Source organism: Kamptonema formosum PCC 6407, from assembly GCF_000332155.1.
GTDB lineage: Bacteria > Cyanobacteriota > Cyanobacteriia > Cyanobacteriales > Microcoleaceae > Kamptonema > Kamptonema formosum.
Map to the genome: position 1 here is coordinate 901,182 of NZ_KB235903.1, position 15,069 is coordinate 916,250.

General features: G+C 41.6%; 7 protein-coding genes. 5 read left to right on the forward strand and 2 right to left on the reverse strand.

Annotated elements, in window-relative coordinates:
* Window positions 1–284: 284 nt before the first annotated feature.
* Window positions 285–1,079, reverse strand: a complete 795-nt coding sequence (locus OSCIL6407_RS0108960) for a HEAT repeat domain-containing protein (protein WP_007358110.1) — start codon at window positions 1,077–1,079, stop codon at window positions 285–287.
* A gap of 68 nt (window positions 1,080–1,147) precedes the next feature.
* Between OSCIL6407_RS0108960 and OSCIL6407_RS0108965 the strand changes: the two genes are divergently transcribed.
* The 5 genes from OSCIL6407_RS0108965 to OSCIL6407_RS30465 all read left to right on the forward strand — a co-directional run bounded on the left by OSCIL6407_RS0108965 (window position 1,148) and on the right by OSCIL6407_RS30465 (window position 12,661).
* Entirely contained in the window at window positions 1,148–3,010 is a 1,863-nt protein-coding gene (locus tag OSCIL6407_RS0108965; RefSeq protein WP_007358111.1) for a beta-ketoacyl-ACP synthase III, read from the forward strand.
* Complete coding sequence (locus OSCIL6407_RS0108970) at window positions 3,010–3,930, forward strand: DUF6999 family protein (protein ID WP_007358112.1); 921 nt, start codon at window positions 3,010–3,012, stop codon at window positions 3,928–3,930. Before OSCIL6407_RS0108965 ends, OSCIL6407_RS0108970 begins: the two co-directional genes overlap by 1 nt.
* A gap of 263 nt (window positions 3,931–4,193) precedes the next feature.
* A complete protein-coding gene (locus OSCIL6407_RS0108975) occupies window positions 4,194–4,577 on the forward strand; it encodes a tetratricopeptide repeat protein (protein WP_007358113.1) in 384 nt (127 codons plus the stop codon).
* Window positions 4,578–4,722: 145 nt separating this feature from the next.
* Window positions 4,723–11,580 (forward strand): FkbM family methyltransferase, encoded by a 6,858-nt coding sequence (locus OSCIL6407_RS0108980; protein ID WP_007358114.1) that lies wholly within the window; start codon window positions 4,723–4,725, stop codon window positions 11,578–11,580.
* A gap of 46 nt (window positions 11,581–11,626) precedes the next feature.
* On the forward strand, window positions 11,627–12,661 hold the full coding sequence (locus OSCIL6407_RS30465) for an FkbM family methyltransferase (RefSeq protein ID WP_007358115.1): 1,035 nt from the start codon (window positions 11,627–11,629) through the stop codon (window positions 12,659–12,661).
* 64 nt (window positions 12,662–12,725) lie between these two features.
* Here the strand turns inward: OSCIL6407_RS30465 and OSCIL6407_RS0108990 are convergent, their stop codons facing one another.
* On the reverse strand, window positions 12,726–14,966 hold the full coding sequence (locus tag OSCIL6407_RS0108990; RefSeq protein WP_007358116.1) for an O-linked N-acetylglucosamine transferase, SPINDLY family protein: 2,241 nt from the start codon (window positions 14,964–14,966) through the stop codon (window positions 12,726–12,728).
* Window positions 14,967–15,069: the final 103 nt, after the last annotated feature.

The following is a 15,069-nucleotide window of genomic DNA, read 5'->3' on the forward strand; positions in this document are numbered from 1 at the left end:
TTCTACGGTGTCTTAACTCTGTGGGGGGGTGGGCACCTAAATCGCTTCAGGGCACAACAGGAAAACTCGGCAATTGTCGAGTTTTTTTGTGGATAAGCTATTACGCATTTAATTGGTATATTAATTCATCGACTTATTCTCCATTCCCTTACAGGCAAGAAGGGTTAGAGGGTTGGGGGGGTGGAGGGGTGAGGGGTGAGGGGGTTAGGCTATAGAAACCAATATATAATACAGTTTCAATGCGTAAGAGCTTAGACAATTTCTATACTGTCTGTTTTTGGGAGTTAGTGTGCCATAAGTTGTTTAACATTATATTGCAATATGGGAAAGCGTTGCGCGATCGCGCTCAATATTTCGCCTATATCGGGTGCATCCTCAGCAAGTGTTGAGTCATGCTTTCGCTCTTTCAAATCCTTTAAAATATTGAAGATGCCGATTGCTAGCAGTTCATCAGCATCCTTCAATAAACCCAACAACAAATTGAGATATTCTTTCCTACCAAGGTGGTAAATTGCTCCCATTAAGTCAGCTTTTATGCTGAGAGGAAGCTCTGAATTGAGATAGTCTTCTAGTTTGGGTAATATCTGCGGCGTGGCTAAAAGACCAATAGAATTAGCAGCATAACATCGTACTGGGTCGTATTCATTAGTATTAGAGAGTGAAAGCTCTAGAGTTTCTAAAGCTTCAGGTTCTCCTAAATACCCAAGGGCTTCTGCTGCTGATGCACGAACTAACCACCAATAGTCACTTATTAGCAAAGATTTTATAGCTTCAAATGCAGGAGTATAACCAAGCGATCCAAGAGCTTCGACTGCTTCACACCTAACCATTTCTTCTGGATCTTCAAGTAAAATCATTAGTTCAGGGCCAACAGTTTCTAAATCTTCTATTCCCATATACCCTAAAGCCTCAGCCGCACACGAGCGAATACCTGACTCAGGCGACTTAAGCAATCTTATTATTTTGGGGACAGCCTCATAAAAATCAGTACGAGGAAGCTCTATGAGTGCTTTTACTTGCAGTGCATAATCATCAGAATCACAATAACTTAGCAGCGTTTCACAGCTTAACTCATCCATTATTGTTACCTACTTTTTACGAGCCTAGTTTAACATAGACTTAATTTGTAACTTGAGAGGTGTTCTCCGTGCAGTACGCTTACATTAATTACATCGGCAATTTTTTACCAGGCTCACCTGTCAGCAACGATGAGATGGAAGACTATCTCGGAAAAATTGCCGATCGCCCCTCTAAAGTCAGACAACGTATTCTCAAAAGCAATGGCATTCAACAGCGCTATTATGCCATTAGCAAGGAACAAACAACTCTCTATTCTAACAGTCAAATGGCGGCTTATGCCGTGCGGGATGCACTCTCAAAATCCCATATCGAACCAGCTACCATTGACTTGCTTGCTTGCGCTACAACCATACCCGATTTATTAGTACCTGGATTTGCTAGCATAGTACATGGAGAACTGCCAGAATTACCTCCTCTAGAAATTGTTTCAACTCAAGGCGTTTGCTGTGCGGGAATAGCCGCTTTAAACTACGCCGCTTCTCAACTACAATTAGGCAAAAGGCGGACTGCACTTGCGGTTGCTTCTGAGTTCGCATCTCGCTTGTTCAAACACACTAAATTTGAAACCCAAACGTCAGTTAAATCCGGTAAATCTCTTCCCTTTGACACCGAATTTTTGCGCTGGATGCTCTCCGATGGTGCAGGCGCATTCTTGTTACAAAATCACCCTCTTACTACAGGAATTAGTTTAAAAATAGAATGGATTGAACTAATTTCTCACGCTAATGCTTATCCTCTTTGTATGTATGCCGGGTTAGAGAATGAAAACTCAAAAACAAGCTGGTTAGATTACCCCTCATACGCAGATGCAGCCGCAGCCGCAGCCTTTGACTTGCGCCAGAATATTCGATTGCTAGATAATGCGATCAAATTAGGAGTAGAAGGATGGCTGCGGTTAATTGCAGCAGGCCGCGTTAACCCCCAGGAAATTGATTGGTTGCTCTGCCATTACTCTTCCCACTTCTTCCGGGGGCAAATTGTGGAACTGCTAGAAAAAGCAGACTGTATGATTCCTGAAGAAAAATGGTTTACTAACCTTTATACCAGGGGAAATACAGGTTGTGCTTCGATTTACTTAATGCTGGAAGAACTCTTTAATTCTGGCAAATTGCAGCCCGGACAAAAAATCTTTTGTTTTGTACCAGAAAGCGGTCGATTTACTACTGCTTATATGATGTTAACCGTTGTGGAAAATTCCCCAGAAGTTACCGCAAGTGTTGATTTAATTGAATTGCCTGTCAGCTCTCCCCTTGACAGCTTTAAACCTGCACGGCTTGATTCTCCTCAAGCCTATTTATTGCGAGAATTAGCATTAGTTTGGCTAGAATTTGAGCGGAAATTGCGCTCCGTACCAATTCTACGGAAATTAAACAGCGGAGAATTTACCATTGAAGATTATAAAGCTCTGTTGCGAAATCTCCGGCCGCAAGTTGTAGAAGGAGCTCGTTGGATTGCTCGTGCTGCTTCTTACATGACTGATTTTCGCCTCCGCTCTACATTTATTGGCCATGCTCAAGACGAGCACCGAGATTTTCAAATGTTAGAGCAAAATTACGTTTCCGTTGGCGGCGAATTGGCGGAAATTGTAGGAAGTGAAAAGAATATTGGTAGCGAAGCTTTATCAGCATTTATCTTTCACCAAGCCTCCCAGGAAAATCCAGTAGACTTAATTGGGAGTATATTTATTATTGAAGGGTTAGGGAATCAGCTTGCTGGCAAGTGGGCGAAACAGATTCAAGAAACCCTGGGTTTGCGAGGAGATCAAGTGTCATTTCTAGCGTATCATGGAGTGAATGATGAATCGCATCTTGGTAAGTTGGAGGAATTAATTAATGCAGAATGGATGACAGACGCGATTGCCCGTCGCATTGTTAAAACCGCTCAAGTCACTGCTCGTTTATACTTACTGCAACTGGAGGAAATTCGCTAATGCAAATTATTCAACCTCAAGAGACTGAAAATCTAACAGAAGTTAAGAGCAATTTGCCCTACAGTCCTCAACCTTACAATCGCTTAAATCCTAATCATTGGGACGTGCTTTTTGTCGATCAGTCTATCCCTGTGGATTTAGTAGCGAAATCTTACATGATTCGGGATTTACACAACTGGACTCGCAGTTATTTACTAATTCCTATTAAGATAATTGCGAACTTGTTGCTGGCTTTAATTATGACGGTGAAGCGCTTGCTTCCCTTTCAATTTAGTGCTTACACTTTAATGCACAAGTCGGCTGCATTTTTCTTGAATAACTTTGTTTCTCCTGAAGCTTGTTATTTGATTGTGCGGCATATTTGTCTCGGTTCCAATATTGTCAATTTTTTGATTGATAACGGCCCAGATCCGCAGATTCAGAAATCAAATCTCTATCCGCGTAGTGTTGACGATTTAGCTAATAATGCTTTTTTGGAACATGACCTCATTCTCTATAATTTTGTTTGGGATTACAATCAAGCAATGCAAAAGAATCCTAATTGGTTACAGGAAATTAAAAAGCGCGGAGTTAACTACGATAGCATTCAACCTGCGGAAGTAGAAATTGATTTTAATACACGCCGCTGGTTCAGGGTTTTAGATTTGGAATCTGCGATTGAGTTGTTTAAAGTGTTTTATTCTCTTTGTTTAACTAGCGACGAGTTTGCGCGGGCAGTAATCTCGCTTCAGTTAGATGAGAACTTTGGTATTTATATCAGTCAAATTACGGATAATTATGACTGGAATCATGTGATTAGGAACCGTCAACCTCTGGCACCAAATAGTCCTTTTAATGCAGCTCGCGATTTGTTTTTACACGGTATTGTGTCGGAATATCTTTACCGCTATCTGGAGATTCGCAAGCAGATGGTAGAGTAAAGTTTAAATATTAGAAATTGAGTAGAGGGTGAGGTAGTGACTCAAGCTCGCGATCGAGGTGCAGTAATATAGGGGCGATCGCTACTCTTTTTTAGCTAGTTGGCTAAATAGTTGACAAATATTTAACTTTGTGGTATATAGTCCGAAGGACTAATATCAAATTTTAAATTGGTGAGGCGCGATCGCTTTTGGTTCTGAGTTGGGCAGCATAGAGATAGGTACTTTGTTAGTGCCGAGTTGGTAGCGATCGCATGGTATTGTGAATGGAAGGTTTAGGCAAAAAATACGATAAAGCCCGCGAAATGCGGAGTCAGCGGGTTAAGCAAATTTTTGTTTTGGTGTCGATTGTTTCCTTTGCTGGTTCTACGGCTTTTGGGATTGGTAAGCTTTTCTTAGAGGGTTTGAATCGGCCGCGACTTGTTCCGGCTCAGACTGTTAAAGAATTATCCTTGGCTGATGAGGAAAGGGGTTATGAGTTAGTTTTGCACCGGGAACCGGAGAATCAGACGGCTTTGGAGGGGTTGGCGGATGTGCGGATGCGGATGGGGAATAACAAGGGCGCTGTTGAGCCTTTGGAGAAGTTGGTGAAGTTGCATCGCGATCGGGCTGATTATAAGGTATTGTTGGGGCGGGTGAAGGGGAAGTAGGAGAAAGATTAGGCAGAGGGGTGAAAGGCGAGGATCGATAACTCTTTATTATTACAGTAAATTGATAAGTTTTAAATTAAATGGTTCTTCATAATTCAAATTGCTAATTTAGTTTCATAAAGGATTGAATATGGGCATAATACGCATGGGGCCGCCGACCGAAATTATATACAAACTGAAAGAAGTTTACGGGATTAATAATTTTATTGAAACAGGAACTTATCAAGGTCATACAGCATACTGGGCAAGCCAAATATTTGAACAAGTTTTTACAATAGAGTATTCTCAAGACATTTATCAAAAAGTTACAGAAAAATATTGTCATATCAAAAACATAGACTTTCTGTATGGTGATAGCAGAAACCTTCTTGATAGTACAGTATCACAGCTTGAAAGCTCGAGTTTATTCTGGCTTGACGCTCATTGGAGCGGAGGGCTAACTTATGGGGAAAGGGATGAGTGTCCCTTAATAGCAGAAATCGAAGTTATCAACTGCTCCGACTGCGAACACTTTATTTTTATTGATGATGCCAGATTGTTTTTATCTCCTCCACCGCAGCCCCATTTACCTCAACAATGGCCGGATATTAGTGCAGTTTTAAATTTGTTGAATTCAGGAAAAAACAGCCGGTATATTGTAATTGTTGATGATGTTATTATTGCTGTTCCGGCACTTGCCAAAGAACTAATTATTCAGTATTGCCAAGGTTTGAACACCAGCTTAGGCAATACACGCAGCGAGAAACAGGAACAAAGGAATCAAAGCACTGGCGCATCTGCTAATAGTATTAATAACGCAGAGTCTATAAATAACTATGAATTAAAAATTATAGAAAATTTTATTGCTTCAGGTAATGTGGTTTTCGATATTGGCGCAAACATAGGTAGTTGGACAACTCAAGTATTAAAAATATGCTCTGACGTTCAAATCCATTTGTTTGAACCTGCACCGCCAATATATCACACTCTTCTACAAAACCTAGCTGAACCGATTAAAAGCGGTCAACTCGTGTTAAACAACTTGGCAATAGCACACCAACCGGAAATTAGGGAATTTTATTATTACGAAAAATTTTCAGGGTGGAGTACATTTCACCGCCGATTTGACATTGAAAAACAATATAATATTGAGTCGCCTCAGCCATTTCGTATTTTAACAGCTACCCTTGATGATTATGTCCAAACAATGGGCATAAAGCGAATAAACTTCTTGAAAATTGATACAGAAGGCGGTGAGTTAGAAGTCCTTTATGGAGCAACTAACCTATTGCAAAAAGGCAAAGTAGATTATATTCAGTTTGAGTATGGTGGAACATTTGTCGATGCCAACATCACATTAAAACAAGTATTTGAGCGTTTACAAAAGTTTCGTTACACAATCTTTAAAATACTGCCCAATGCTTTACAAGCATTACCCCAGTTTTTACCGGAATATGAGAATTACGAGTATAGCAACTTTTTAGCCGTGAATGAGAGGTTCACAGCTTTGATTGGGAGTGAAGCACGAAATCTCCTTGATTTGCAGCAGCTTTGCATAAAACATTCTGTTACACCGCGCGGCATTATTCACATTGGGGCACACGAAGGCAAGGAAATTGCAAGATATCGAGCAATGAATGTGGAAAGGGTACTGTTTGTTGAAGCCAACCCTGCTGTATTTGAACGTTTGAAAACGAATATAGCTGGTTTGTCTAATGTGCTAGCGGTGAATTGTGTAATTAGCAATATCAATGGCATAAGCACATTATATGTAACTTCTATGGATCAAAGCAGTTCAATCTTACCCTTGAAGGAACATCAAAAGGTTTATCCAGAAATAAAGGAAGTTGAGCGTTTAGTTTTAGAGTCAAGAACCATTGATACACTACTACAAGAACTGCAACTAAATCCCGCTGATTTTAATATCTTAAACATTGATATTCAAGGTGCAGAGCTGTTAGCTTTGCAGGGAGCAACTAACCTTTTTAAACACATAGAAGCAATTAACACGGAAGTTAATTATGAAGAATTGTATGAAGGATGTGCTTTAATTGATGATATAGATGATTTTTTAGAGATTCATGGTTTCGATCGCGCCGCAACTGCAACACCATACCATCCATCTTGGGGCGATGCGTTTTATGTGAAAAAGCCAGTAATTACAATGTCCACGCTTGGCAGAAACGGGCGGTTTGCCAATCAAATATTTCAGTATGCTTTTTTGACAATATACGCAAAAGAACATAACTTGAGAGTAGAGACACCAGCTTGGATTGGTCAGTATTTGTTTGGATGCAACGAGCCGCCGATATCTCAGCATTTACCTGTAATTAGCGAAGAAACTAATAACCTTTTAGAAGCTCGCATACCTAATACAAAAGAAATATTTAAAAATGTGGATTTCTGGGGCTATTTTCAGTACCATACAAAGTATTACGCAGCCCACAAGGAGTATTTTCGGTCTCTGTTCCAACCTGTGCCGGCAATAGAAACTCAAATGAAGGAGGCGTTGGATTGTTTGCGATCGCGCGGCAAAACCCTTATCGGTTTGCACTTGCGGCGGGGAGATTACGGCTACAGCCATTTCTTCATCGCGCTGAGCGAATGGTACAAACAATGGCTAAAAGGTTTGTGGGAAACCCTCGACGAACCAATACTATTTATTGCCAGCGATGAACCGGAAAAAGTTTTAAGTGATTTTGAGGAGTATAATCCTGTCACGACTAAAGATTTAGGTTTGGAGTTACCGGAAGCAGAATTTTATCCAGATTTTTATTTATTGAGCCAGTGCGATATCACAGCAATTTCCAATAGCTCATTTTCCTTTGCAGCTTGTATGCTCAACGAAAAAGGCAAATATTTCTTTCGTCCGCATTTGTCCGCTCAAAAACTTATTCCTTTCGATCCGTGGAATAGCGAAACGATTTTGCGTAATTATATGCCAATTAACTTTTTGACAATCGTCCTCAACGGTCAGCCTTTTATCCGCTACCACATAGAAGTATTTAAACAACTGCCCTTCAAGTGGCACTGGCATATTGTTGAGGGTGTAGCTGAGCAAAAACACGATAGTGCTTGGATGCTGAAATTCGGCGGGCAGATTACCGACGATCTTCACGCTCATGGCCGTAGCAAGGACGGGACAACAGAATACTTAGATGAACTAGCGCAGCTCTATCCAGAGAATATAACAATTTATCGGAAACCTGCGGGAGTTTTCTGGGATGGAAAACTAGAAATGGTCAATGCACCCCTGGAAAGCATTAATCAGGAGTGCTTGCTGTGGCAAGTAGATGTAGATGAACTGTGGACTGTTGAGCAGGTTTGTACTGTTCGGCAAATGTTTACAGACCATCCAGAAAAAACAGCAGCTTACTACTGGTGCTGGTTTTTTGTTGGAGAAAACCTAGCTGTAAGCACTCGTAAATGTTATTCTCAGCACCCCCAGCAGGAATGGTTGCGGACTTGGAGGTATAAACCGGGAGCAAGGTGGAAAAGACATTCGCCCCCCTGCTTAGTTGAGCCTTTGGCAGACGGTGAAGTTAGGGATATTGCTACTGTCAATCCTTTTTTCCATGAAGAAACAGAAAGGCTAGGCTTGGTGTTTCAACACTTTGCTTATGTGACACCTGAGCAACTACGCTTTAAGGAACGCTATTACGGTTACAAAAATGCAGTGACAGAATGGATGTCTCTGCAAGATGCAAGGAGTTTTCCCGTGCGTCTAGGCAATTATTTTTCCTGGGTGTCAGACGGAACGCTGGTTAATGTCGTAGAAGCACTGGGAATAGCACCGATCGCACGGCGAGAAAAGGATAGTAATGAGTGGCATTTCGTGCAGCCAGAAAAGATGCAAAGGCAAACTGCGCTTGCCCAACAGCCCCCTACGATTATTGTGGACGGCGTGTTTTTCCAGCTTTACAATACGGGAATTGCTCGCGTGTGGCGATCGCTCTTAGAAGAGTGGGTGAATCAGGATTTTGCTAAGCATATAATTGTGCTCGATCGCGCCGGAACAGCACCAAAAATACCGGGTATTAATTACCGTCCTGTTCCGGCTTATAGTTATGACAGCACAGATGCCGATCGCGAAATGCTCCAGCAAGTTTGTGACGAACAGGAAGCAGACTTATTTATCTCGACTTACTACACAACCCCGATCGCCACAACCTCTGTATTCATGGCTTATGATATGCTTCCCGAAGTATGGGGGGCTAACCTGGACAAGCCAATGTGGCGAGAAAAGCATCGCGCTATTAACCACGCATCAGCTCATATTGCAATTTCTCAAAATACCGCTTCCGATATAATCAAATTTTTCCCAAATATTGCTGAGGAGTCGATCGCCGTAGCTCATTGTGGAGTCGCCAGCAGTTTTTCGCCAGCAAATCAAGAAGAAATTAGCTATTTTAAGACCAAGTACGGGATATTCAAACCTTATTTCCTTGTGGTGGGTGCTGGAGATGTTCATAAAAATACAGATTTGTTCTTTCAAGGTTTTGGTCAACTTCCTACAAGACAAGCATTTGATATTGTCTGTACGGGGAAACGTTTCCCATTTAAAGATGAGTTTAGAGAATATACATCAGGCAGTGCAGTTCACATACTGGAACTCAGCGATCGCGAGTTGAGTTTCGCCTACTCTGGTGCAGTTGCTCTCGTTTATCCTTCAAAATATGAAGGTTTTGGTCTACCCATTTTAGAAGCGATCGCTTGCGGATGTCCCGTCATTACTTGTCTTAACGCTTCTATCCCTGAAGTTGCTGGTAAAGCAGCCTTATATGTGAGCGATACTGACTTTAACGAGCTTGCAAAGGCACTTTGCGAGGTACAAAAGCCAAATGTCCGCAGAGCTTTAATCGCAGAAGGACTAGAACAAGCCAAAAAGTTTTCTTGGTCAAAAATGGCAAGGGTAGTTAGCACGACTTTGATAGATGCTGCTTTCCCAGCTTTAAAGCTGAGGAAAATTAATTTAATCATTTTCCCAGATTGGTCAGCATCAGAAGAGTCTATTGGCACAGATTTGACAAAAGCGATTAGGGCGATCGCTACTCACCCTGACAGAATGAAGATGACATTACTCATAGATACTGCCAACATTTCTGAGGATGAGGCAAATCTAGCTTTATCAGGCGTTGCCATGAATCTTTTGATGGAAGAAGATTTAGACGTTACTGAATTTGCCGAAATATCGTTAGTGAGAAATTTGGAGCAAAGGCAGTGGGATATTTTACTCGGTAGAATACAAGCTAAACTTGCTCTGGAGAACGAAAATGAACAGGCGATCGCAGCCATCAAAGCAGAAAGCATCCCTTCCTGCGATGTCGATAGCTTTAGCAACAGGCGAGCTGTTCAGTCAGAAACAGGAGATTGGAAGTTCATTTCTCCCCAGCGAGAATCTCTGACAAATCCTCAAACAGAAACAGAGTTTCAAGAACAATCACCTGTAGATTGCTACTTAGAATATATTAAAACAAATTGTCCAAATCTAGATTTAAATACTTGGTTGGGCATAAAGTCAAGTCTTGAAACTACATCTTGGGACAATCCTTTATCCGCAGTAGATTTGAATAATTTTGCTGTTGTAGCCTTAATACAAGCCGAAGGTTGTCCAGACTTATCTGTCAAAGAACTCTATTTTAATATGGCATTAGAAGCTTTAAATAGAGGAGTAGACTTACGGGAGCATCCTCTCTGTACTGCTCATCTTGCTGTAACGCTTGGCATGACAGGAGAAATATTAGAATCCAGTCAAATTTCACTGGCCTCATTTATCGATACTCTCCACTATGCTGATAGCTCTGTTAATAACATTCAGCCCGCTATTGTATATTTACCTGAAAAAAATAACAATTTGAGAAGTTACCGCAACGAAAATATTACTCAAATTATACAAGCAAAAGAGGGTTATACTCAAGCAATTATGTTGTTGACAGAAGTGCTGTGTCGGTCACTACTTGTCTCTTACAACACGAGAGGAATTTTCATCAAAAACTTAGCATCTCAAGTTTTCCCTGATTCCATTTCAATCAATTTAACGCTGGGAATATCAAGCTTGATAAACAATCTATGGGAAGGGTTGTTATACCTGCACCGCGCTAGACAGAAAGCTCCCGATTCAGCACCGATTTTGCAAGCACTCTACCTCGCCTACAAAAATTTAGAACAGACAGAAAAAGCAAATTACTGGCTAAATTATGCGCGCAATTTATACAAAAATAAAACTCATTCTCTAGAGTGGAGATGGACAGAATTAAACTTGGAAAGTTATTTCACTTACGTGCCATTTGATGGCCAAATGTTATTGGCGGTTGAATCAAATTTCCAAAGTTATGCGACTGGAGTATTGATTTCAGAAGGAGACTGGTTTGAAAAAGAAATGGAATTTTGGCGCAATTCGATCAAACCAGGCATGACGGTTATAGATGTGGGTGCGAATGTGGGGGTGTACACCTTTAGTGCAGCTCGCCGCGTAGGATCTAGGGGTCGTGTTTTAGCAGTCGAACCTTTTTCAAGCTGCGTTCGCTGTTTACAAGAAAGCTGTAAAATCGGTAAGTTCGATTGGGTGAAAGTTTGCGCCGGCGCTGCGAGCGATCGCGAAGGAAAAGCTCGGTTGTCTCTTTTTCGGGCCAGTGAACTCAACAAAATTGTGGTTGGCGAATCGGCTGAAAAAATGCAGCCGGGCACCTTTGAAGATGTTACCTGCTTTACTCTCGACAGCCTAATTGAACGAGAAAATCTAAGCACAGTAGATTTTCTCAAGATAGATGCAGAAGGACATGAACTCTCTGTATTGACTGGCAGCGACAAAATTTTGTCTGAATTTTCCCCTGCAATCCTTTATGAAAATACCGACGTAGGTCAACGCAGCAATCTAGCTGCTGCTGATTATCTCAGAGGTAGAGGATATCGATTATTTATCTATCAACCTTATCTGCAAAAACTGCTTCCTGTAGATTCTGCTGAAGATTTGCAAGGAAACCTTAATGTCATCGCTTTACCTAGCCATCTTAATGATTTATAATCTCTAAATCTATCCGAAAAATTTTCATAATTCAAAGGGATTCCTTATGCCTGTTTTTCTCAACAGTTTGAAAAAAAGCGGTCATTTAGACCGGATTTACATGACACTCTGTAATATTGGCTGTCGTAAATTAACAAGCGAAGATGACTACGGCAGCCAGGGATGGAATATTTTTGCCCCTCGGCTGACTATTTACGGTTTTGATGCAGATGCAGATGCTTGCGAAGCGGCCAATGCTGACCTTGAAGTACGACAAGTCAATTGGACTGAAAAACATATTCCTTTAGCTTTAGCAAAGTCTGTAGGTGAGTCTACACTTTATGTTACACAACATCCTATGTGCAGTTCGCTTTATCCACCTAATGAACCTTACTTGGAGCGTTTTTCTGGACTACCCGAACTTGTAAACTTAGATTTTTGTATGGAACTTGAAACCACCACTTTAGATAAGTTTTGCCACCAGGAAGGAATTGATGAAATAGATTTCCTACAAATTGACGTTCAAGGTGCAGAACTTCAGGTTTTAGAAGGTGCTGCGGAAATCTTAAAACGAAGTGTGCTAGCGGTTCAGGCTGAAGTAGAATTTTCACACTTATACTCAGATCAGCCCCTGTTTGCTGATATTGACACCCATCTTAGAAAACAAGGTTTTACACTATTTGATTTAGAACCAGCATATCGGCTTCGCGCTAGAACACCTATTAGCTCAGCAGTCAGAAGCGGTCAATTGCTTTGGGGAGATGCTTTTTATTTTCGGGATCTAATTCAACATGACCTTGACAGTCCCTTAAAAACACCAGATAAAATTCTCAAGTTAGCTTGCCTCGCCGATCTTCTGAATTTTCCCGACTATGCTCTAGAGTTACTAGAGTATTTAACTTTGCAGTACGGCAACAACCCTAACTATAACTTTGCCAACAATATCGTTGAAAGTTTGGCTCAATTTCCAGAGCTTGTCAGTCAAGGACTAGGTTCCCTGCCTATCGTGGTCAGAATTCAAGATTACATTGGTGATGGCGATGTTGACTTATTCCAGGCAAGTCAAGCGCTCAATCAGCAGTCAATTTCTCCTTTTGATTGAAAATACTCTTATGCAGCAGCAACGTCATTGAAATCATCTCCTTTGGAAAGGCAATTCAATAATGCTAGCTTTGGAGATAAATTTCCCACATTTGCTCATAAGCTTTTTCCATCTCGCGAGTAAACTCCTGAGCATTCCAAAGCGGAGAAGTTTGCCTTGACTGTCGCAGTTTCCACGAAATTTGCTGCCGCAAAGCTGCATCTTTTCCTAAACGAATTCCCCATTCTATATATTCTTCATCAGTCCAAGCAATACCCTCTGTCACCCCCGCATTCATCATCATAGTGTAGCTGTTGCGAGCTGCAAACTGCTGGCCGACTCGCGTCACTAAGGGAATACACATCCAAAGAGTTTCTAGAGTGGTTGTGGCTCCATTATAGGGATAAGTATCCAGAACTACATCGGCAATACCTAAGTTAGCTCGGTGAACTTCCTCTGAACTAACTGCTGGCAAAAATCGCAAGCGATCGCCCTCCAAACCCTCTTCTTCTGCTAGCTGGTTAAATAATTTTTTAATTGAATTTTGGTCAGCCCCGCCTTTAATTAAAAAGTAACTGTTAGGGACTTCCTTCAAAATCTTCACCTGTAATCGCGCTGTATCTAGATGCCGTTTGTACCCAGTCTGGCTGCTGAGGTATATGACTGCATTGCTCGGAATATTCAACCGATCGCGGCGTAAAGTCGGTACTCCCACTTCAAAACCATCCACAGCTATGTAAGTCTGGGGCAAGCGCCAAATTTTTTCACTATAATAATCTTGAGCAGACTCCGGTACAACGTAAGGATCGGCAATAAAATAGTCGATTGCAGGCAATCCTACAGCATCCCAACCTAGCCAAGTAACTTGTATCGGTGCCGATTTCATTGCCATCACTTCACAGTTCACATCTAAAGTAATACTGTCAAGTTCGATCAGAATGTCAATTTCGTCTTTGTCAATTTGCTCCGCAATATTTGTGCTGACTATCCCGCAGCGATACGGCTTATCAACATGATTGACATACCAGTTTTGTAAAAAGTGTTCTTCCTCTTTATAGCCGATAAAGTAGCCATGAATTTGAAAGCGATCGCGATCGTGATGCTGAAACAGCCATCGCGCTAGCCAGCCCACAGAATGTCTCCTCAAGCAGTGGGATAGGTAGCCAATCTTCAGAGGCTTGCCAGAAACACCAAGGCTCTTGCGAACTAACTGTCGCTGCAAGTATCCCTCTATCTGCTCCTTAGCATAGTTTTGAACGTTGCTCTGGCACAGTTGAGCCAATTGATTACCTATTTTTCTGTTATTTTTCGGATCGTCCTGAAAATAGGGGAAAAAAAAGCTGGTAACAAATAAGTCACAGACTGTAGAGGATGGTAGCGAGGTCGGACATTCAGCTATTAGCAACTCTAAGAGCGAGTGGAGGCGCTCGAGCGTCGAAATCGCTTCAGACCAATATCCGCCCGCACTCATCAACCCCCGTAAAATTAAGTGAGTCGCGTAAACTTTGGCGGGTACTTTCTGTTGTAATGAGTAGAAAAGCTTCGCTGTTTTTATGCCTTCATCAAATTCACCTAAATTTTGATAAAAACTCGCCATGTGGCGGACTAACTCTGGCTGCTCAGGAGCTAAACGCAAACCTAATTCAATATAGTTTATTGCTAATCTAGGTAACTTTAAAATATACCCAAGTTCAACACAGGTTGCAATAATAATGTTAATATAAATTTGAGGATTGTGGACGTGAGCTATACAGGTTTCTGCAAACTTCAAAGCGGACGGGTGTGCAGAAATACAATCCAAAACTCTTTGCAACACTTGCATCAATTGAACCGTGTCTGCTACTACTATCCCTGGCTCCAACTCCAGCAATTCAATCAAGCCTGTAGAAGTCAGTTCCTCTGGTGTAAACGTCTCAAGCCGGATAGAAAGCTCGATCGCACGCAACAGGTTATTAATGTCTGCCGGATTTATTTCCCGGATGTGTTGCCGGATCGCCCAAGCAAGGGAGTACTCTGACAAGCCCTCTCGCCGATCGGCTTCTTTTTGCAGCACCTCAACCAATTCTGCTGTCCATTCTTCTGTTAGTTCTGGCTCGCCCTCTGCCATACCCAGCAGCCAAGTTGTCTGAGCTTCTGTTTCTTGCCCCTGCAACAGCAACATCAACCCCAAGTGCCAGTAGTAGGACTTGATTTCCGGCTCCGTTGCGATTGCTTGCTCGTAGAGGTTTGCAGCCTGACTGTAATTCCCTTGAATTAAATATTGATTAGCCTGTTGCTGCCAATGACTAGGACTATTGGATGAAATATTTTGTAAATAAGTTGTCATAGTAGCATATCAGTCTTATCTTCCCTGAATATCTATCTAAGGCAAGTTCATCATTTAATAGCAATGGGTAGTGTAGCTTACACTACCCACTTTTTGACAATGT